Below are 19,545 nucleotides of genomic sequence, written 5' to 3'. Positions count from 1 at the left end.
CTCGCGTGGAGCCGTAGTGTAGCGGTTAGCATATCTGCCTGTCACGCAGAAGGTCGCGGGTTCAAATCCCGTCGGCTCCGCCAACCGGGGCCCCGCGCCGGGGACGGCGCCGGGCCCCATCACCTGCCCCACGGCCCGCCCCAGCACCTTGCGCGTCACTCACCGTCGCCCTCAACTGGTACCGTTCAGGCATGAGCACGTTGCCCGTCTTCCCACTGGACGTCGTCGTCTTCCCAGGCATGACCGTCCCCCTGCACGCCCACGAGGAGCGCTACAAGCGGCTCGTCAGGGAAGTGCTGGCGCAGGAGGACGAGCCGAAGCGTTTCATCATCGCCTACGCCGAGGAGCGGCCCTCGATCAGCGACCTGGCGCCGCGGATGGCGGGCTACGGCACGGTCGTCCACGTGCTCTCGGCTGAGGAGAACCCCGACGGCACCTTCGACCTGCTCGTTCACGGCCAGGAGCGTACGCGCGTCCAGGTCGAGACGGTAGTCGAGGTAGACGAACGCACCGGCGGCAGTAGGCCCCTGAGCTACGCCGAGGAGCGCCCCGCGCCGCTATACCGCGGCGACCCGAACGAGGAGGCCATCGCGGCGTGGGACGCCCTCGATACCTTCCGCGCCTACGCCGGCACCCGCTTCAGCGGCGAGGCGGGCAAGGAGATAGACAAGCACGTCCCGGAAGACCCCTTCTACCAGGCATCGTTCGTCTGCGCCAACATCTTGGTGCCGACCTCCGCGAAGCAGACGCTGCTGGAGGCGGACTCCTTGCGTGAACGGTTCGAGCTGGCGAGGGGGATGATGCTCGAGCGGATGCAGCGCCGCGGTCGTGGCAAGCGGGGAAGGGCGTGACCGACGGTCAAGGCGAGCCGGCATGGCGGGCCGGCGCGGATGACCGCAGGGTAGACGACAAGCGCGAACGATTCACCTTCACCTGGGATTCCGTGCCGCTGGTGACGGCCGACCTTGCGGGCAGCGGCGGCGTCATCCGCACCACGCCCGAGGACTTCCTCGTGACCGAGTTGCCGGCCTACCTGCCCGAAGGTAGCGGCTCTCACCGCTACCTGCTGGTCGAGAAGCGGGGGCTCACCACCCGCGACCTCGTCTCCGCCCTCCAGCGGGGCGGGGTCGAGCAGAACGCCATCGGCGTAGCGGGGTTGAAGGACAAGGCCGCGGTGACGGTGCAGTGGCTGTCGCTGCCGAAGCGTTACCCCGAGGCCGTGGCGGAACTGGCGGCGCTACCGGGGGTGCGCATCCTCGAGGAGAGCTACCACCGCAACAAGCTGGGCATCGGGCACCTGCAGGGTAACCGGTTCGAGATAACCATCCAGGGTGTCGGCCCCGGGGCGGACACGCGGGCAGCGGCCGTCCTCGCGGCGCTGGCCGAGCGGGGCTCGCCGAACTGGTTCGGCCCGCAACGCTTCGGACGCTTCGGCGCCAACGCCTACGACGGCCTCAAGGTGGTCCTTGGTGAGAGCGTACCGGGCGGGCACCACTTGAAGCGCTTCTTCGTCTCGGCGCTCCAGTCGCTCCTCTTCAACGCCGTGTTGGCCGAGAGGGTCGAGCGCGGCTGGTACCGGACGGTCGTCGACGGGGACTGGGCGCGAAAACACGACACGGGCGGCACCTTCTTGGTCACCGATGCCGAGGCGGAGGCGCCCAGGGCCGAGCGACTGGAGATCAGCGCCACGCTGCCACTGCACGGCCGCAAGGTGAAGCCCGGCACGGGCCGCGCCGGCGAGGTGGAGGCGCTCATCTTGGAGCGCTACGGGCTCAGGTGGTCGCAGTTCGGCGCTCGCCGCGGGGACCGCCGCGCGACGCGCGTGCTGCTCGGCAACGAAACGGTCGGCCTGCGCGGTGACGCTCTCGAGGTGGGCTTCGACCTGCCCAAGGGCGCCTACGCTACGGCGGTGCTGCGAGAGGTGATGAAGGTCGACGTGGACGCGCCGTTCGAGCCCGCCGGCCAGGGCTCCGAGGCCGACGACGACGCCGGTTGAACAGGACGCCCGGTCGAGGTTACGGCCAATCAGGGGCCGTGCGCTCTACCGGCCACCCAGACCCGCCTACGCCGCAGTAGCAGCTCGGCCGTGAAGAGCGCCACCGCCGCCCCCAGCGGCCACTGCCACACGGCTCGCCTCACGGTGCCGAGGACCGGCTGGTAGGTCTCTGGATTGACCACGGAGCCACCCGTGCGCTCCGCCACGCTGGTGAGTAGTCTGGCGCCGTCCACGTTGGCGTACTCGGGGTCCGGCCCGCTGACGCGCGCCCTCGACACTAGCTCGCTGCCGACGGAGACGACCACGTCCGAGCCCGCCGTCCCGCGCCAGGGCACCAGCCCCTGGTAGCGCCCGGGAGCGACCTGCTCCAAGGACGCGCTGTTCGTGCCGAAGCGGGCCGTGGGCTGCAGGTCGTTGAGGTACTCGCCGTCGCGCACCGCGTCGAGCGTGACCCTGACGAAGTTGCCGTCGCGCACGGCACTTGCCGCCATGCCGTCGGGGCGCGCCTGGAGCCACCGGACGATGGTGCCGAAAGCGCCGGGCAGGTCGGGCCAAGAGCCCAGCGCGCCGGTCCAGGCGTTGAGGTCCGTGGTGAGCGCCGCGGTGCGCCCGAGGCCGGACCGATACGTAGCCAAGATGGGCTCGTCGTCGACGCCCGAGAGGAGGAGCTGCGCGTCCGACTTGAGGCTCGTGGCAACGTACGCCGAGATGGGCGGCAGGTCGGCCGGGAAGTCGTACAGCGGGTTGGGTCTGGGCTTGGGCACCGTGGGCTCGTCTATCAGCAGGGCGCGGGTGGCCGTGAGCGCCTCGTTGGTGAAGATGCGCGGCAGGCCGCTGGCGTCGAGCGCCGCGTAGTAGCGCCCGCCACCCGCCACTGCGATGGCCGAGAGCCGCTCGAAGTCGGCGGACTCTCCTATCGCGATGGTCGAGGTGGTGATGCCGGCAGCGAGGCCCTCCTGGGCCATGGCCCCGAAATCGGTGCCGCCGCCGCCGAAGGGACTCTGGTCGTAGAGCTGACCGTCCGAGAGGATGATCACGTGTTTCACGGCGGCGTCCACTCCCTCGAGGGCGTCGAGCGCCTGGCGGTAGGCGGGCTCCAGCACGGTGCCGCCGCCCGTGTCGAGCGCGTAGATGCCGGCGGCCATCTCGCGCTTGCCGCGCTCGGTGGCGGGCCTGAGTTGGAAGACCCAGCGTGTGCCGGGCCCGTCGCTGAACGCGATGAGGCCCAGCAGGTCCTGGTCGTAGGCCAGGTCTACCACCTGTGCGGCGCCCTCCTTGGCGAGGTCGAGCCGGGACGGACGCCCGCTGGCCATCGACTGCGACCTGTCGATGACCATCACCATCGCAACCAACGGCAGTGCGACTTCCGTGCGCAAGTCGGTGGTTACCGGGAGCACGTCCTCGACGGCGGTGCGGTACCAACCGCCGAAACCGAACGACTCGGGGCTGCCGGTCATGAGCAACCCGCCCCCGTCACGCACGTAGCGGGCGAGGAGGTCCAACTGCGTCGTGGTGAACCGGCTGGACGAGCCGCGCAGCACCACCGCGCTGTAAGCGAGCGGGAACGCGAGCTTGTCGGGCCCGCCCTCCACCACGTCGAACCCCTGTAGCCGCAGCAGCCGCGCCGCCGCCGGGTCGTCGAGGACGAGTACCGGCGGCCTGGTCTCCACCGTCACGAGGCCGTCCGCGGAATCGTTCGCGCGGGGCTGCTCGAACGGCACCGCCAGGTCGACGCCCACGCTGACGGCGCCCCCCGAGTTGGTGCCGGGCACGCCGAACTCGAAGGTGACCGCGCTCTCGCCCTCCGTCAGGTCGAGTTGACGTTCCTCGCCAAGGGTGCCGCCGACGCTCACCCGAAGCGTTGCCGGCGTGGCCCTGTCGGAGCGCACGATGACCGTGCCCTGCAAGCGCTGCCCGGGCGCCGCCCGCTGGGGGAGCAGCAGCTGGACGACGCGGACGTCTTCCGCCGAGCGCACGGGCACGACGTCCACCGGGATGGCGGGGAGGCTGGCGAGCAGAGCGTCCTCGGGGGTGACGCCGTCGGACACCAGCAGGATGCGCGACGCGCCGTTGGCCACGGCCACCTGCAGAGCTCGCGCGAGGTCGGTGGAATCGGTGGCCGTGCCCCGCGGCACCCGCGCCCGAAGGTCGTCTACGAAGGTCGTATCGGTGGCGACGTACGCTACCTGGGCGCTGGGCCCGAGGGCGGCCAGATCCAGTTGGCGCGCTTGCGCGAGGGCGTTGCCGGCCACGGAATCCGATACGTCGACCAGTACCGCCAGCCGGCCCCCGGGCGTGACCCACCAGGGCTGGGCCAGGGCGACCACCAAGGCCGCGAACGACAGCCCGCGAAGCCACCAGCCGCCTCGGCGCGTGAGGTACGCGAACGCCAGCAGTGGGAGGGCCGCCAGCAACAACCAGGGATGGCCCAGGTGCAGGCCCAGTAGGTTCATGGCAGGCTCGCTCACTGCGCGCATGCTAGCAGCGCCAGGTGCGCCCCCCGGTAGCGGCTAGGCGGCCGCCCAAGCGCCATGGGCAGCGGCCGGTCGGATGGAATTCACGTCGTGTGGCACCGGTATCACTGATAAGCTGAGCCGATGTCCGAGGCCGCCAACTGGGCGCTCATCGCCACCCTCACGGAGGAACGTGCCACCGGTTTCTTGTCGGTGGTCGAGGAAGTCGGCCTGGCCGGGCGCGTCTACACCGACGTCGAACAGCTCCTGTACGACACACGCGGCGAGAACGTACCCAGCGCCCTGATCCTCGACCATGGACTAACGGAGCGGGTGCCGAACCTTGAGCTCGTGACGATCTTGAGGCGGCGCAAGGGCTTCGAGGAGATCCCGTTCGTCTACCTGGGTCCGCCTAACGCCGAACTCCAGACGCGGGTCGTCGAGGTTGGCGCGGACGCCTACATCACGCTTCCCACGCGCCAGTCGGTGGTCAAGGCGCACCTCTCCAGGCTCCTCGAACGTAGGCGTGCGGAGAGCGCCATGCGCAAGGCCTTCGAGGAGGCCCGGCGCTTCGAGCAGGCTTACAAGGAGAGCGAAAGGATGAAGGACGACCTCATCCATATGCTCGTGCACGACCTGAAGAGCCCGATCTCCAGCGTCATGGGGCTGCTCGACCACAGCCTCGAGATGCTGAGCGGGCAGGGCGGCGACGCCACCGTAGAGGATCTCCTGAGCCTGGCCCGAAGCGAATCGCAGCACCTCCTCAACCTGGCCGCCAACATCCTCGACGTCAGGCGCATGAAGGAGGGGCACATGCCGTATCACCCCGAGACCATCCCCAGCCTCACGGAGCTGGCGAAGGCGGCGCTCGGCGACGTGAGCGGCGGCCCCCGGGACAGACACTTCGGCTTCCTCGTGCGGCCCGAGGCCGAGCGTGTGATCGGCGACCCGAAGCTCCTCAGGCGCATATTGGCCAACCTCATGGCAAACGCCATCAAGCACACGCGGCGCGGCGGCTACATCGACTTCCGCGCGTGGGTCAAGGACGACAACGCCGTCTTGAGCGTGAGAGACGATGGCGAAGGCATCCCCGAAAGCGACCAGAAGCGCATCTTCAACGCCTTCGAGCAGTCCAGACACACCATCCACGACCGCTACGACAGCGGCATGGGCCTCACCTTCTGCAAGTTGGCGGTCGAGAAACATGGCGGCCGCATCTGGGTGGAGTCCAAGATCGGCCGCGGAAGCACCTTCTACTTCACGCTGCCCGCGCAAGTAGCGGACGTCATCCCAGCCGGCGCTTGAGCCGGCTCGAGGCCCCCGACTGGTCGTTGGAGGAGGAACTCTGGCGGCAAGGCTCTCGCCTGGTGGCCGGCGTGGACGAGGCGGGCCGAGGGGCGCTCTGCGGCCCCGTCGTCGCCGCGGCGGTCATCCTCCGCAGGGGCGGGGAGGCGCTTCCCTACCGTGACTCCAAGACGCTCTCAGCCCCCCGTAGGCGGGAACTCGCCGAACGGCTGCGGGCAGAGGCGGTGGCGTTCGCCGTCGGCTTCGCCAGCGCCGCCGAGGTCGATGCGCTCAACGTCCTGGTGGCCACGAAGCTCGCGGCGCGGCGCGCCCTCGAGGCCCTCGACCCCCGGCCCGACGGCCTCGTGACTGACTACCTGCGCCTCGGTCTGCAGTTACCCGAACTTGCCGTGGCTGCGGCCGACGCGCGCAGCTTCCAGGTGGCGGCGGCGAGCGTGCTGGCCAAGACGGTTCGTGACGCGCACATGGCGCGGCTGGCCGTGGACCACCCGGGTTACGGCCTGGAAAGGCACAAGGGCTACGGCGTGAAGGAGCACCTGCGGGCCCTCGCCAGGCTCGGGCCCTGCCCCGAACACCGCAGGAGCTTCGGCCCGGTTGCCCGTGCGGTGCAACAGGGCGACCGGCCGACCCACGCCCGAGCCGTAGAATGCTGCAACCCTTAGTGGACCGCCCGACCCCGCCCGGACCGCGAGCCGGCCGCTTCGCGGGAGCACCACCCGAAGGAGTCCAGAAACATGCCCGAGTGCATCGGTGTGAAGTTCGACAACGGCCCGACCATTCATTACATGGAGGCGCCCCCATCCGCCCCCGGCCTCGGCACGCGGTGCGTGGTCAGCACGCGGCGTGGTCTCGAGATGGCCCTGGTGCGCACGCCCGTGCGCGAGGTGGCCAAGCCCCACGGACATTACGTGCGCGACGCGCAAGAAGACGACGTCGCGCGCTACGGTGAGCTTAGGGCCAAGGCGGAGGAACTGAAGTGGCTCCTCAAGGCTCGAGCGAGGCAGGCCGACGCTGACGTCAAGGTCGTCGCGCTCGAGTTCAACATCGACGAGTCGCTGCTCGTCGTCAGCTACACGAGCGAGAAGCAGGCGCCGCTGCGCGTGCTGGCGCAGGAACTGGTGGCTCACACCGAGGCGCGGATCGAGTTCGTCAACATCGGTCCGCGCGACCAGGCGCGGATGCTGGGCGCGCTCGGCGTTTGCGGTGACGGCACGTGCTCGAGCACGTGGCTGCAGAGCTTCAACGCCGTGAGCATCCGCATGGCGCGCGATCAACAGCTGCCCCTCAACCCCGAGAAGATCAGCGGCCCATGCGGCCGCCTGATGTGCTGCTTGCAGTTCGAGCACGAGATGTACCGCGAGCTGCTCAAGGGCATGCCCCGCAAGGGCGCCAAGGCGTGCCATGACGGCAGCGGCACCTGCGGTCGCGTGGTCAAGGTGAACCCCCTCCGCGGCACGGTCGAACTGCGGACCGATGAGGGCGGCATGGCGGAGTACCCGGCCTCGGAGTTGAGCCGGGTGCGAGGCGGCCGTGACGACGGGTCGCAAGTGAGCGACTAGGCCGCGGGCAACCAGCAGGTCCGGCCCAGGCGCGCCTAACCTATGCGGCGCAACTCGAGGGCGAGCACCGCGCAGGCCAACGACACCTGCGAGTAGGCGGCCATGGCGCGCTCGCAGCGATCGACGGCGTCCAGCGCCGCGGCGTAGCGGACGACGTCGCGCCGGCGGAGCATCTCGCGCAGCCAGCCGAGTGGCCCCGTGCTCGCTTCGGTGGTCACGCTCAGCGCCTTTGCCAGCGCCTCGGCTCCGAGCAGAGCCTCCAGCAGATCGCCCGCCACCGCGTCCAGGAAATCCTCGGCGGCGTTCTTGGCGGTCGCGGTCTCATCGGCGGCATCAAAGGCCTTGACCAGCGCACCCGGTTGGCCGAGCCTGATGGCCGGGTGACCGACCAGCTCGGGCGTGAGCACCGGCAGGCCGCCGCTCCCCTGCAAGGCGACTACGTCCACCGCGGCGAAGCGCACGGTCACGCAGCGCGAGGCCACGGTCGGGAGTAGCGCGTCCGGCCCAGGCGCCACCAACACGATCACGGCCCAGGGGGGCGGCTCCTCGAGCGCCTTGAGGAACGAGTTCGCGGCCGGCGCGTTCATGGTGTCGGCGTGATCCACCACGCCGACGCGCGCCCGGTAGCGCGGCCGCGTCCTCAGCCAGGGAACGAGGGGCTCGGGGTCGCCGCGTTCGCGGGCCACCAGCTGGTCTATGCGGATCTCGAGGTTCCGTTTCGCGCGCCCGGTGTCGGTGGTAAGTGCCGGTGTCACCACCTTGAGGTCGGGGTGCGCGTTCAACAGGGTCAAGTGGCAGCTCTCACACTCGCCGCAGGGTCGCTCGGCGGGCCCCGGAGCGAGGCAGTTGAGCAGCGCGAAGAGCCAGCGGGCGGCCAGGCGCCGGCCGACCTCTTCCGGGCCGGCGAAGAGCAGCGTTCGCGGACCACCCTCAGCGCTGAACAAGTGCCGCAACTCGGCCAGGGCGGGCTCCTGACCCACGGGACCCAGGAGGGCCGCCGGTGCCTCGAGGGCCGCGGGGGGCGCCGCCGTCACCTGCCCGTTTCGAGGCGCGCGGCGAGCATCTCGGGGTACCCCGCCGCCACCACTTGCGCCTGCACCGACTTGACGTCGTACGCGACCCGGTGGTGCGTGATCACGTGATCGGCGGCGTCGTACATGAAGTACGACGCAAGCGGAATCTGGTCGCGTGGCTGCCCGACGGCGCCCGGGTTGGCGATGACCGTGGCCAGGGGCGGCACCCGGTAGGTGGAGCCAGACGGCTCCCGGAACGACACGGTGCGAAAGAGTTCCTGTGAGCCGTTCGCCACCCGCGCGAACACCTTCGGCACGTGCGTGTGGCCGACGAACAAGACCCTCTCGGCCATGAGACTCATGTTCGTCTGGGCGCTGTTGACTGTGGAGAGGTAGTCCCAAGCGTGCGTCAAGGCGCCATGCGCGGCCTCGAAGCCGTCGATGACTTGGCGCGGTTCGAGGCTGTGGAGGAAGCGGAGGGAGTCGCCGCTGAGCGTGACGAGCTGGCGCTCCAGCACGTTCATGACCAGACCGGCGGCCCAACGGTCGCCCTGTTCGCCCGCGGCGAGTTCGAGCAGCGCGGAGTCGTGATTGCCAAGGATGCGGACCACCGGGTTCAGGCCGATGATGAGTTGCACCGCCTCCTCCGCGCACGGGTAGTAGCCGACGGCGTCGCCCAGGAACATGGTGGCGTCGAAGCCGAGCTTCTTGGCGTGCTCCAACACGGCCTCCAGGGCCGGGAGGTTGGCGTGGACGTCGCTCAGCACCAGGTAACGCATGAGGGCAACGATACCAAGCCCCTAGGTGGAGCGGCTGTGGGAGCGGCTATACTTGGTCGATGCGCCACCGCTTCCTACGCGCCCGTTTCGGCTGGGCGGGCCTCGTCTTGCTGCTCGTGAGTCTCGCCCAGGCGCAAGTTTCGGTGCCCACCTTCGGCACCCGCGGCGGTGTAAGCGACGAGATAGTGCAATCTTTCATGTCGGCCTTCCGCTCGGCCGTCGGTACCGCTACGGGGCTCGAGGTGCGTGGCGGCGAGCTGATCACCCCGGGCATCGCCGGCAGCCTCGAGCCCGAGTTCGCGACCCTCATCGCCGAACTCGACCAGGCCCGGTACGCCGTCAGCGGGGAGATCTCGAGGGTCACCTACGGCGCCGGTGACGCCTACGGCATCAACCTGATCGTCGTGGACGCCGAGCGCGATCGCAGCAGTGACCTCATCAGCCTGCCGCTCGAGCCGAGCGATATGCAGCCGACGGTGAAGGAGCTGGCGGCGGCCGTCGCCGGCTTCACCAGCGCTCGCCTCGAACTGCTCAAGGGCGACGCCGGCGTTTTCGTGTCGAGCGAGCCGAGTGACGCCCAGGTGTTCCTCGACGGGGTGGCGCTCGGCCGAACGTCTCACTTGGACGTCGCCATGGTGGCGCCCGGCCGCTACCAACTGGAGGTCCGCAAGGAGGGCTTCCTCCCCGACGTGCGCATGGTGGAGCTGCGCAAGGCCGATACCGCCTTCGTGCACGTGGTGCTCACGGCCATCTCGGGCGGCAGCATCCAGGTCGTGGTGGTGCCGCGGGCGCGCGTGCTGCTCGACGGAGTGGCTAGCGGCACGAGTCCAGTGACCCTCGCGGCCCTGCCCGGCACGCACCGCGTAACGCTAATACGCGAGGGCTTTCACAGCGAGGTCCTCGACGTGCTCGTGCGCAACTACCGCGTGAGCCGAGTGGACCGCGAGCTGACCCCCGCCGCCGACCCGCTCGTGTTCTGGGAAGAGCGGCGCGAGGTCCTCGTGTACGTGGATGGCGTCTTGCAACCCGGGGCGTTCGCGGAAGGGATCAAGCCCGGGCTGCGCAACTTCGAACTCCGCGGGGCGCACACCTCGCGCACCTACTTGCGCGCGGTGCCGGAGCATGGCGCATACCGCTTGGACCTGGAGACGGGAGAGCTTGCGCCGCTCGTGCCGCCGGCGTCTGACCGCTAGAAGCGCCTCACCGACCGGGAGAATAGGGCACCACGAGCGTCACCGCGGCCGAGTAGGCCGTGGGGGCCGCTGCGCGGAACGGGCTGCTCTGCCCGACGTCGCTCGCGAGTCGCGCGCTGAGTTCCCACGTGCCGCCGCCCAAGGCCGCGGCGGCGGGGGCGGTGGCCGTTACGCTGGCTCGCAGGGGCGCCACGTCCAGACGGTACGGCTCGAACGCAGCGTCGAGGCCGAGCCGGACGCTACCGAAGTCCTCGGCCAGCGACGCGCGAGCGCCCACCGCGACCCCGGCCGGCGACGCACCCAGCAGAGCCGCGAAGCTCCAGTCCGGCGCCCGCCCGCGGGGGAGCGTGAGGCCAACGCCAAGCGCGGCGTCCAGCGCCCCAAGCCCGGGAGGGGAATACACCAACGCCATGGCGCTCAGCTCGTTCTCTCCCAGGGCCTGCAAGAGGCGCAGGCGCGCCTCGCCCCGCAACGCCACGCCACCCGCCAGGTAGACCTCAGGCTCCGCCTCCAGGATCACGTTGCGGCTCAAGCGGGTGACGATGCCTGCCTGCACCCCGAGCGCGGGGCGGCGCAGTAGCGGGCGTTCGGCCGAGGCCAGCGCTTCCGGCCGGAAGGCCGACGGTTCGTCCGTGAACCCCAGGAGCGTCAGGCGCAGTGCGACCGGGCCCAACACCCCACGCGCCCCCACGCGCCCCTCGGCGGCGCCGCCGGTTCGCAGTGCGCCCCAACCGTCGATCACGACGTTGCCCAGCGGCCCGAACGCGCGGCTGGTGCTCAGCCCGACCCCCAGGCGGGGCTCGCCGGCGTAACGCAGGTCCAGCGTGAGCGTCCCACCGTCGACCTTGACCTTCTCGAAGACCACGCCGAACGCGGGCACGACCTCGGCGCTGGTGGGCGCCAACGCGCCCAACTCCAGGCGCACGTTCTGAGCGAATGCGAAAGACCATGCCGAGGCGGCGCAGAGGATGAACACGACTTGGCGCTTGGCGTCGAATCCGGCCATGCTCTCCAGGTTACCCGGCGCGGCCCCGGGGGTACGGGGTGCTTGCCAGGCGGAAGGGACCCCCTCAGCTACCCGCCGCGGCCGGACGCTGGGGGCGCGACGGCAGGGTGGTACACTTCCGGGCGGTCTGGAATCGCCACTTCCCGCGCCCCGCCCGGCGCCCTACACCCTGAAACGAGACTCACTCCCTATGAACTCACTTGGCAAACTTACGGTTCTCCCTAAACTACCCGGCCCACTGAAACGGCTCGACGAGTTGGCCCACGACCTGTACTGGTCCTGGCAACCCGACGCCAGGCGGCTCTTCCGCCAGCTAGATCGCAACCTATGGGAAGCGCGGCGCCACAACCCCGTCGCCATCTTGCGTGACGTGAAGCAGGAGCGGCTCGACGCCGCAGCCCGCGACCCCGACTTCCTGGGCGAGTACGAGGCGGTGATGGGTCGCTACGATGCCTACCTCGCCCGCGCCACCTGGTTCGACGACGCCATAGGCAAGCAACACGTCTACGCCTACCTGTGCGCCGAGTACGGCTGGACCGAGGCGATAGCGCTCTACTCGGGCGGGCTCGGGGTTCTCGCCGGGGATCACACCAAGGCCGCCTCGGACCTCGGGGTGCCCCTCGTGGCCGTGGGCCTTTACTACCCGGAAGGGTACTTCCACCAACGCGTCGGTCCCGACGGGCGCCAGGAGGCGGTCTACGTCCGCTCGAGCCCCACGGAGCTTCCCTTCGTTGCGGCCATGACGCCGGGCGGTGAGAGGGCGGCCGTCACGGTGCGGGTCTTCGGCCGCGACGTCGCCGTGCAGGCCTGGGAGGCGCGTGCCGGAAAGGTCCGCGTCGTGCTCCTCGACGTCGACGTAGACGGCAACGATCCCGAAGACAGGAAGCTCCTCGCCCGCCTCTACGGCGGCGACCAGCGCACCCGCGTGGCGCAGGAGATGATCCTAGGCGTGGCCGGCGTGCGGATGTTGCGTGCCCTGGGCGTCAGCCCGACCTCCTGGCACATGAACGAGGGCCACAGCGCCTTCTCGGTCCTCGAACGCTGCCGCGAGCTCGTGGCTGCCGGACTCGATTTCGCCGTTGCCAAGGAAGCCGTGGCCGCCAACACGCTCTTCACGGTGCACACGCCCATCGCCGCCGGCAATGATGCGTTCTCCTTCGACCTCGTGGCCCACGGCTTCGGTGACTTCTGGAAGCAGCTCGGGATCGACCAGGACACCTTCCAGGCCCTGGGCAACGTCGACCTCGGCTGGGGGCCCGTGTTCAGCATGCCGGCCCTCGCGATCCGTTTCTCCTCCGGGCGTAACGGAGTCGCCGCCCTGCACGGCGAGACGAGCCGCCATATCTGGGCTCGGCTCTGGCCCGAGGTGCCGGTGGAGGAGGTGCCGATCGGCCACGTCACGAACGGCGTGCACGTTGCCACCTGGACCGCGCCCGAGACCCTCGAACTGGTAAACGAGACACTAGGCCCGGACTGGCGCGAGAAGATGGACGATCCGCGGACCTGGGCCCCGATGAAGGACGTTCCCGCCGGCCGCCTGTGGGAGGTACGCCGGTCGCTGAAGGGGCGCAGCGTCAGGTTCTTGCGCCGCCGGCTCCTCGCTCAGCTGGACCGGCACGAGGCCAGCCCCACGCAGCTCCACGACTCGGAATCGATCTTCGACCCCGAAGCGTTGACTATCGGCTTCGCGAGGCGCTTCGCCAGCTACAAACGCGCCACGCTCATCTTCTTCGATATGGACCGCCTCGCGTCCATCATGGGGAACCCTGACCGCCCGGTGCAGCTGGTGTTCGCCGGCAAGGCGCACCCGGCCGACCAGGAGGGTCAGCAGCTCATCGCACGCATCCACAACCTGTCGCGCGACCCGCGCTTCCAGGGCCGCGTGCTGTTCGTCGAGGACTACGACATGGCCATCGGTCGCGCCCTGACCCGCGGCGTCGACGTGTGGCTCAACAACCCGCGTCGGCCCCTCGAAGCGTCGGGCACCAGCGGCATGAAGGCCGCCATGAACGGCGTCTTGAACCTCTCGATCCTCGACGGCTGGTGGCCGGAAGGTTTCGACGGCGAGAACGGTTGGGCCATCGGTTCCGGCCGCAGTTACCAGGACGACGCCCGGGCCGACGCGGCGGACGCCGACGCGCTCTACGACCTGCTCGAACGCGAGGTGGTGCCCCTGTACTACCAGCGTGACGCCGACGGCGTTCCCGCAGGTTGGATGCGCCGCGCCGCCGACGCCATCGCCAGCGTGACACCACGGTTCAACGCGGGCCGCATGGTGAGGGAGTACGTCGAGCGCTACTACGCTCCCGCCAGCGAGCGCGGCGCCAAGCTGGTCGCGGACGACTACGCGCCCGCCAAGGAGTTGGCGGCGTGGCGCAAGGGGCTGATGGCCACGTGGCCCCTCGTCAGGCTCGAGGCGCTACCGTTGGCTGAGGCGCCCTTGCGCATCGGCGACGCGGTGACGGTGACCGCGACGCTGGACCTGGCGACGGTCGCGCCCAAGGACGTCATCGTCGAGGTCGTCTACAGCCGGGAGGAAGACCAGCTCGAGACGAACTTGCAGCGCGTGCGGCTGGAACGGGTGGCGGGGGAGCCCCCGGGGCGCTACGAGGCGCGCTTCGAGCCCAAGCTGAGCGGCCGGCTCGTCTACGGCGTGAGGGTCCTCGCTTGCAACGAACTGCTCGCGTCCCCGTTCGACGCCCACGCCATCCGCTGGGCGCAGCCGGCCGACTAGAAGCCTTGGTCGGTGATCAGCAGCAGGCGTTCCCGGGCCGTCACGGCCCGCGCCGGGTGAGCGTCCAGCTCGCGCGCGGTGGCGGCGGGTAGCGGCTCCCCACGCGGCAAGGCGGGCGCGTCCGGACCGAAGGTCGCGCGGAGCGCCGGAACCTTGGCCGCGCCCGTGACGAGGAAGATGACCAGGCGGCTACTGCTAAGGGCCTTCGCTCCCAGCGTCAGGCGGTCGCGTACGGCGGCGCCTGCCGGGGCCGTCGTCGCGAAGGTCGGTTCCGTCCGGAGGGCGTCGCCGGTGCCCGGGAAGAGGCTCGCCGTATGACCGTCGTCGCCCAGGCCCAGCAGCGTCACGTCGAAGACCGGATCGGGGCCGAGCGCTCGTTCCAGCACCCCGTGGTAGGCGGCCGCGGACGCCGCCGGCGTCTGCAGGATGGGCCAGGGGTGGATCTGCGATTCCGGCACGCTCACGCGGTCGAGAAGCGCCCTCATGGCCGCGCCGGCGTTGCTGTTGGCGTCGCTGAGTTCGACGAAGCGCTCGTCACCCCAGAAGACGTGCACGCGTTCCCACGGCAGCTCGGTTTCGGCCAGCCGCCCGTAAAGCGGTAGGGGTGTGCTGCCCCCGGACAGCACTATGGCGGCCCGGCCACGCTGCGCCACGCCCTCCAGCACGCCGTGGGTCACTTCGCGAAGAGCGGCGGCGGTGACGTCTTCTACCAGCATGATCTCCGCTTCGGCCATGCCGGAGTATAGCCGCGGCATTGCCAAGCGCACGGGCCGACGCCACGGCCCAGCCGGCGTTAGTTACACTCGGCCCATGACCCACACGCGCGAGGATGCCCTGAGCCTCATGGAAGAGTGGACCGCCTCCCAGAGCCTGCGCAAGCACATGTTGGCGGTCGAAGCAGCGGTCGTGGCCTACGCGGAGAAGTACGGCGAGGACGTGAACGCCTGGGCCGTCGCCGCCCTCTTGCACGATTTCGACTACGAGCGCTACCCGAACCCGGACCGGGGCCGCGAGGGCCACCCGTGGGTAGGCGTGCGGGAACTGGAATCACGCGGCTATCCGGGGCCGGTTCTCGACGCCATACTCGGCCACGCCGATTACACGGGGGTGGCTCGTGAGTCGCTGCTGGCGAAGGTGCTGTTCGCTTGCGACGAGCTGACGGGGCTGATCACGGCCGCCGTGCTCGTGAGGCCCGACAAGGACATCGCCGGCCTCAAGCTCTCCAGCCTCAAGAAGAAGCTCAAGGACAAGGCTTTCGCGCGCGGCGTGAACCGAGACGACGTGCGGCAGGGCGCGGAAGAACTGGGCGTCGACCTGGAGGAACACATGCAGTTCGTGCTGAACGCGATGCAGGCGCGGGCACGTGAATTAGGCCTGGACGGCTCGCTCGCGAGTTAGGCGATCCTCAGCGAACGGCCGCGAAGGGCCAAAGCCAGGTGCCGTCTTGACGTGGCCACCGCAGCCGGGCGACCACCTGACCGCGCACCGAAGCCAGGCTGACGGGTCCGAACGTACGCGAGTCGCGGCTGGCCAGCGGCAAGCGGTCGTCGCCAAGCACGAACACCTCCCCAACGCCCACGCGCGTGGCGTCCGTCCGGAAGTGGCCGCGCTCGTCGGGCGGCAACCAGGGCTCGGGGGCGGGGGAGCCGTCCAGGAACCGTTCACCGTCTCGGTACGCCACCGTCTCGCCAGGACCGGCCACGACGCGTTTCACCAGTAGGGGCTCACGGACGCGCTCGAGGAAATCGCGCCACGCCGTCCCGCTTCGCTGGGGCGCGGTCAGCGGGTCCAGCAGCACCAGGACGGTTCCTTCCGCGGACGCCGCCCGCGCCGCGCCCAGCGCCTCGAGGAGCCGGTGGAGTTGTGGCCGCAGGACGACCACGACGTTGCGGTCTTGCAACGTCGGCTGCATGCTCACCCCGTCGACTCGCATCAGTGTCACCGCGAACTGGCTTAGCAGCACGCCCAACGCCAGGCCCAACAGGACGGCGAGGATCGGTCGTTTGGTCAAACTAGCTCTTCTTGGCGCCGCGCCCGACGACGCGGGCCAGGGTGCTCTTCATGACCGTCACGCCCGAGTCGAAGCGGGCCTTGGAGTCGGCAGGCGCCCCGGACTCCTCATCGACACCCTGAGCCTGCGACCTGGCTCGAGCGGACCTGTCCCGCGTGTACGCCTCCAGCACTGCCGGCCAGCCGCCGGCCGCCTCCAACGCCGCCTCCGCGGCCCTCTCGCCCTCGAGGACGATCTCCTCGAAGCTCAAGAACGACTCGACGCGGAAGTGCGGCATGGCCATGCGGATGCGGAGGTCGGCGGGGTGGATGCTGGCGTTTATGTCGACCAAGATCGCCTGCTGGATGTCGGAGGAGCGGAAGAGCATCTGGGCCATGGGGTTGCGGCGCTCCAGCTTGACGGTGGCCACCATGCGCTCCCACCAGCTGCTGTCGTCTTCGTCCGGCGACAGGTAGACGGACTTGCGCGGCGGCGTCACGTCGGAGGCGATGACGCGGTTGGCGCCCAACCAGCCTGCGGCGTTGACCGGGAGGTTGTTGACGATGCCGCCGTCCGCCAGGGTGCGCCCCCCGACGTGGACCGGCTCGAACGCGCCGGGGAAGGAGGCCGAGGCACGCACGGCGCTCACCAGGTCGCCATCGCTCATGACCACCTCCTCGCCGGACTCTATGTCGGTGGCGACCACGGCCAGCGGGAGCTCGAGCTCCTCGAAGGTGGCCGGCAGCACCTCGGCAAGGAAGGCCCCGAGGCGGTCGCCCTTCAGCAGGGCCGTCTTGAGCGAAAGGTCCACGACGTCACGCCACGCGGTGTGCTTGGCCAGCTCGTAGAGGTCGTCCGCGCTCGCGCCGCGGGCATAGATGGCCCCCAGTATGGCGCCCATTGACGTGCCGGCCACCACGTCGAACTTGGCGCCCGCGCGTTCGAGGGCTCGCAGCACGCCGATGTGGGCGAAGCCCCGGGCGCCGCCGCCGGAGAGCACCAGGCCAACGGAGATATGACGTCCTGGACGTTCCATACGCGGATGCTAGCACGCGCCGGGAGGCGTTCTCCCGGCGCGTGACACGTGGCCAAGGGCAGGGGGTGACCCCGGTGCCCGGAGGCGAGCGATCCTCAGTTGGACCCGCTGGGTGGTACCACGGCCAGGGTCACCTTGACCGTCCGCGTGGCGCCGTTGTTCCAGACCTCGAGCGTCATGACGTCACCGGCCTTGGCGCCAACCAGCAGCTTCTGGATGTCGGCGCCGGTCGTGAGGTCGTGACCGTCGGCCTTCATGATGATGTCGCCGCCTGCCGGGAACGACTTGCCTCCGATGTTCGCCTCGAAGGTCGGGCCTTGCAGGCCGGCCTCCGCCGCGGGGCTACCCGGCTCGACCGCGAAGATCACCAGTCCGGTGTCGGGCATGTTGAGGGCCTTTCGGGCTTCCGCCGGGAAGTCCTTGGCCGCCACTATCTGGACGCCGATGCGAGGACCGTTGGCCACGGCGAGGTTCTGGGCGAAGACGCCCACGAGGCCGCCCTGCCGCATGAGCGGAAGCGCCTCGGAGAGGAGCTCGCTGGGAACGGCGAACCCGATCCCGATGTTGCCGGCGCTCCCGGCGCTGGTCATGCCCGGCACGATCATGGTGTTCACGCCCACGAGCCGGCCGGCGGAGTCGAGCAACGGGCCACCGGAGTTGCCGGGGTTGATGGCGGCGTCGGTCTGGACCATCGGGATCTCGATCTGGCCGATCGACTGCAGCTCACGGCCGATGCCCGAGACGATGCCCTGCGAGACGCTCGACTGCAGGCCGAAGGGGTTGCCTATCGCGATCACCTTCTGCCCGACCTGAAGTTTGGTGCTGTCGGCGAGCTCGAGGGGCTGGGCGTCGCTCGGCACCTTGCTGCCGTCGGTCAACTGCAGGAGCGCGACGTCGTAGTCGGGATCGGCGCCCACCACCTTGGCGTCGTACTCGTCGTCGACGTTGGCGAACACGACCTTGATGGTGGCGCCGTCGGCCGTCTCGACGCCGTTCTGCACGAGGGCGTCCTTCACCACGTGATAGTTGGTGACGATCTCGTTGGTGCCCACCACGAAGCCGGAGCCGCTGCTCTGCTCGACCTGCGTGCCCGAAGGCGGGAACATGTCGCGGAACTGTGGGGGAAGGAACGGGAGGATGTCCTGGTACTGGCTCACCCTGGAACCCCGCACCTCGACGTTGATGGCCACCACGCTCGGCCCCCACTTGTTGACGATGTCGACGGTGTTCTGCTCGTCTTGCAGCAGGGCCGAGGCGGCCTGGTAGCTGGTGGACTGCGCCACGACCGGGCGGCCGGGCAGCCAGAGTGCGGCACCGGCGGCCAGCAGGACCCCGATGCCTAGGATGGTGATCAAACGACGGTTTCGCACGATGCTCCTCCAACTTAGCCCCCGAGGGGCCGCGCGCAACGCCGGGGGCGTTAACGCGCACATCTCATAACCTAGCGCCGGGGCGTGAAACCTGGCCGTGATGAGAATGAGCTTCGTGAAGAAGGTAACAATCTGCGCTCGCTCGCGGTGAGGCGCTCGAGTCCCAAGACGACGAGCGCGCCCGCCAGCACGAGGGCGCTCATGAGTAGCGCGCCCTGCCAGTTCCCGGTGGACCAGGGCCAGGCCGCGGCGCCGGAGGGGTCGAGGAACGGCCAGACCTTGTAGAGGCTCCCCGCGATGAAGCCGGTCAGGGCCGCGACCATCGGATCGTGGTGGCGTTTCAGGAGGTTGGCCAGCAGGCGCGCGAACGACAGCAGCCCGACGATCGCCCCGAGCCCTATCGGCACGACGATGCCGAGGTCGAGGTGTGAGAGCCCATGCAAGGCGAGGTCGTACTTGCCGAGCAGGACGAGGATGAACGCGCCGGAGACTCCAGGGAGGACCATGGCGCAGATCGCCAGGAAGCCGGAGAGGAACAAGAACGGTGCGCTGCCGGGCGTGTCGATGGGCGCCAACGTGACTATGAACAGTCCGGTTCCGGCACCCAGGATGAGCGCCAGGAAGGCGCCGGGGCGCCAGCGGTCGACGTGGCGCCCGACGACGACCGCCGAGGCGACCACCAGGCCGAGGAAGAACGCCAACACGAAGCCGGGATAGTTGGCCAACAGGTTCCCTACGACTCGGGACAGGAGGGCGAACGCCGTGGCGATACCCGCCGCGAGGGTGAACAGGAACCCGACGTCCGCGGCGCGGAACGCCTCGCCGAGCCGCCCGCGAGACAAGGGCCGCAAGAACTCTTTGCTCGAGAGTGCAGCCAGGGCCGCCAGCAGGCGGCCGTACACCCCCACGATCAGCGCGACCGTCCCCCCGCTAACGCCGGGGATGAGGTCGGCGCTACCCATGGCCACGCCTTTGAGGTAGTTGCTCAGGGCAGCGACAAGCGGCGGCCGGTCCTGCGCCGCCTTGGCCTCGCTCGGGTTTTCGGGTGTCGACGCAGCCGCCTCGTGGTCCCGCACTCCGGGGATGCTATCACGGGCCCTCCGCCTGACCA

At 69.8% G+C, this 19,545-nt stretch carries 17 protein-coding genes and 1 tRNA gene; 9 read left to right on the top strand and 9 right to left on the bottom strand.

Going from position 1 to position 19,545, the window contains the following annotated elements:
* The first annotated feature begins 7 nt into the window (after positions 1 to 7).
* The 3 genes from ROY82_07420 (at position 8) to ROY82_07410 (ending at position 1,996) form a co-directional block, all read left to right on the top strand.
* Positions 8 to 83 (top strand) — tRNA-Asp (locus ROY82_07420).
* Positions 84 to 191: 108 nt separating this feature from the next.
* A complete protein-coding gene (locus ROY82_07415) occupies positions 192 to 851 on the top strand; it encodes an LON peptidase substrate-binding domain-containing protein (protein ID MDT3682287.1) in 660 nt (219 codons plus the stop codon).
* Positions 848 to 1,996 (top strand): tRNA pseudouridine(13) synthase TruD, encoded by a 1,149-nt coding sequence (locus ROY82_07410; GenBank protein ID MDT3682286.1) that lies wholly within the window; start codon positions 848 to 850, stop codon positions 1,994 to 1,996. The genes ROY82_07415 and ROY82_07410 overlap by 4 nt, the downstream gene beginning before the upstream one ends.
* Before the next feature lie 29 nt (positions 1,997 to 2,025).
* Here the strand turns inward: ROY82_07410 and ROY82_07405 are convergent, their stop codons facing one another.
* Positions 2,026 to 4,464: a VWA domain-containing protein gene (locus tag ROY82_07405; protein MDT3682285.1), complete on the bottom strand. Its 2,439-nt coding sequence runs from the start codon at positions 4,462 to 4,464 to the stop codon at positions 2,026 to 2,028.
* 129 nt (positions 4,465 to 4,593) lie between these two features.
* On the opposite strand from ROY82_07405, the gene ROY82_07400 reads away from it, so the two are divergent.
* The 3 genes from ROY82_07400 to ricT all read left to right on the top strand — a co-directional run bounded on the left by ROY82_07400 (position 4,594) and on the right by ricT (position 7,313).
* Complete coding sequence (locus ROY82_07400; GenBank protein ID MDT3682284.1) at positions 4,594 to 5,754, top strand: HAMP domain-containing sensor histidine kinase; 1,161 nt, start codon at positions 4,594 to 4,596, stop codon at positions 5,752 to 5,754.
* Entirely contained in the window at positions 5,751 to 6,416 is a 666-nt protein-coding gene (locus ROY82_07395) for a ribonuclease HII (protein MDT3682283.1), read from the top strand. The genes ROY82_07400 and ROY82_07395 overlap by 4 nt, the downstream gene beginning before the upstream one ends.
* A gap of 72 nt (positions 6,417 to 6,488) precedes the next feature.
* The gene (gene ricT, locus ROY82_07390) at positions 6,489 to 7,313 is read left to right on the top strand and encodes a regulatory iron-sulfur-containing complex subunit RicT (protein MDT3682282.1); all 825 of its coding nucleotides are present in this window, start codon (positions 6,489 to 6,491) and stop codon (positions 7,311 to 7,313) included.
* 35 nt (positions 7,314 to 7,348) lie between these two features.
* On the opposite strand, the gene ROY82_07385 is transcribed toward ricT, so the two are convergent.
* Both ROY82_07385 and ROY82_07380 read right to left on the bottom strand, forming a co-directional pair.
* On the bottom strand, positions 7,349 to 8,347 hold the full coding sequence (locus ROY82_07385; protein ID MDT3682281.1) for a hypothetical protein: 999 nt from the start codon (positions 8,345 to 8,347) through the stop codon (positions 7,349 to 7,351).
* Complete coding sequence (locus tag ROY82_07380) at positions 8,344 to 9,105, bottom strand: metallophosphoesterase family protein (GenBank protein ID MDT3682280.1); 762 nt, start codon at positions 9,103 to 9,105, stop codon at positions 8,344 to 8,346. Before ROY82_07380 ends, ROY82_07385 begins: the two co-directional genes overlap by 4 nt.
* Before the next feature lie 59 nt (positions 9,106 to 9,164).
* On the opposite strand from ROY82_07380, the gene ROY82_07375 reads away from it, so the two are divergent.
* Positions 9,165 to 10,298, top strand: a complete 1,134-nt coding sequence (locus ROY82_07375) for a PEGA domain-containing protein (protein MDT3682279.1) — start codon at positions 9,165 to 9,167, stop codon at positions 10,296 to 10,298.
* Positions 10,299 to 10,305: 7 nt separating this feature from the next.
* Here the strand turns inward: ROY82_07375 and ROY82_07370 are convergent, their stop codons facing one another.
* Positions 10,306 to 11,304 carry a hypothetical protein gene (locus ROY82_07370; GenBank protein ID MDT3682278.1) on the bottom strand — a complete coding sequence of 333 codons (999 nt, stop codon included), beginning with the start codon at positions 11,302 to 11,304 and terminating at the stop codon, positions 10,306 to 10,308.
* Between the two features lie 190 nt (positions 11,305 to 11,494).
* On the opposite strand from ROY82_07370, the gene glgP reads away from it, so the two are divergent.
* Positions 11,495 to 14,038, top strand: coding sequence for an alpha-glucan family phosphorylase (gene glgP, locus ROY82_07365; GenBank protein MDT3682277.1), 2,544 nt, complete (start codon positions 11,495 to 11,497; stop codon positions 14,036 to 14,038).
* On the opposite strand, the gene pgl is transcribed toward glgP, so the two are convergent.
* Positions 14,035 to 14,772 (bottom strand): 6-phosphogluconolactonase, encoded by a 738-nt coding sequence (pgl, locus tag ROY82_07360; GenBank protein MDT3682276.1) that lies wholly within the window; start codon positions 14,770 to 14,772, stop codon positions 14,035 to 14,037. The two genes, glgP and pgl, sit on opposite strands and share 4 nt — an antisense overlap.
* 76 nt (positions 14,773 to 14,848) lie before the next feature.
* On the opposite strand from pgl, the gene ROY82_07355 reads away from it, so the two are divergent.
* Positions 14,849 to 15,436: an HDIG domain-containing protein gene (locus ROY82_07355; protein MDT3682275.1), complete on the top strand. Its 588-nt coding sequence runs from the start codon at positions 14,849 to 14,851 to the stop codon at positions 15,434 to 15,436.
* 7 nt (positions 15,437 to 15,443) lie between these two features.
* Here the strand turns inward: ROY82_07355 and lepB are convergent, their stop codons facing one another.
* From lepB to ROY82_07335, 4 genes are all read right to left on the bottom strand, one after another.
* Positions 15,444 to 16,049, bottom strand: a complete 606-nt coding sequence (gene lepB, locus ROY82_07350; protein ID MDT3682274.1) for a signal peptidase I — start codon at positions 16,047 to 16,049, stop codon at positions 15,444 to 15,446.
* A gap of 1 nt (position 16,050) precedes the next feature.
* Positions 16,051 to 17,064: a patatin-like phospholipase family protein gene (locus ROY82_07345; protein ID MDT3682273.1), complete on the bottom strand. Its 1,014-nt coding sequence runs from the start codon at positions 17,062 to 17,064 to the stop codon at positions 16,051 to 16,053.
* A 95-nt stretch (positions 17,065 to 17,159) separates the two neighbouring features.
* On the bottom strand, positions 17,160 to 18,434 hold the full coding sequence (locus ROY82_07340; GenBank protein MDT3682272.1) for a trypsin-like peptidase domain-containing protein: 1,275 nt from the start codon (positions 18,432 to 18,434) through the stop codon (positions 17,160 to 17,162).
* Positions 18,435 to 18,505: 71 nt separating this feature from the next.
* On the bottom strand, positions 18,506 to 19,510 hold the full coding sequence (locus ROY82_07335) for a DUF368 domain-containing protein (protein MDT3682271.1): 1,005 nt from the start codon (positions 19,508 to 19,510) through the stop codon (positions 18,506 to 18,508).
* Between the last annotated feature and the right edge of the window lie 35 nt (positions 19,511 to 19,545).

It is taken from the genome of Truepera sp. (assembly GCA_032027045.1).
In the GTDB taxonomy this organism is placed as follows: Bacteria; Deinococcota; Deinococci; order Deinococcales; family Trueperaceae; genus JAAYYF01.
This window is presented reverse-complemented; position numbering and strand designations above follow the sequence as displayed.

Bases quoted from the DNA above. Each gene is read 5' to 3' on its own strand.
- ROY82_07415 (MDT3682287.1), top strand. From the start codon at position 192: ATGAGCACGTTGCCCGTCTTCCCACTGGACGTCGTCGTCTTCCCAGGC.
- ROY82_07400 (MDT3682284.1), top strand. From the start codon at position 4,594: ATGTCCGAGGCCGCCAACTGGGCGCTCATCGCCACCCTCACGGAGGAA.
- ricT (MDT3682282.1), top strand. From the start codon at position 6,489: ATGCCCGAGTGCATCGGTGTGAAGTTCGACAACGGCCCGACCATTCAT.
- ROY82_07380 (MDT3682280.1), bottom strand. From the start codon at position 9,105: ATGCGTTACCTGGTGCTGAGCGACGTCCACGCCAACCTCCCGGCCCTG.
- ROY82_07375 (MDT3682279.1), top strand. From the start codon at position 9,165: ATGCGCCACCGCTTCCTACGCGCCCGTTTCGGCTGGGCGGGCCTCGTC.
- ROY82_07370 (MDT3682278.1), bottom strand. From the start codon at position 11,304: ATGGCCGGATTCGACGCCAAGCGCCAAGTCGTGTTCATCCTCTGCGCC.
- glgP (MDT3682277.1), top strand. From the start codon at position 11,495: ATGAACTCACTTGGCAAACTTACGGTTCTCCCTAAACTACCCGGCCCA.
- pgl (MDT3682276.1), bottom strand. From the start codon at position 14,772: ATGGCCGAAGCGGAGATCATGCTGGTAGAAGACGTCACCGCCGCCGCT.
- ROY82_07355 (MDT3682275.1), top strand. From the start codon at position 14,849: ATGACCCACACGCGCGAGGATGCCCTGAGCCTCATGGAAGAGTGGACC.
- ROY82_07345 (MDT3682273.1), bottom strand. From the start codon at position 17,064: ATGGAACGTCCAGGACGTCATATCTCCGTTGGCCTGGTGCTCTCCGGC.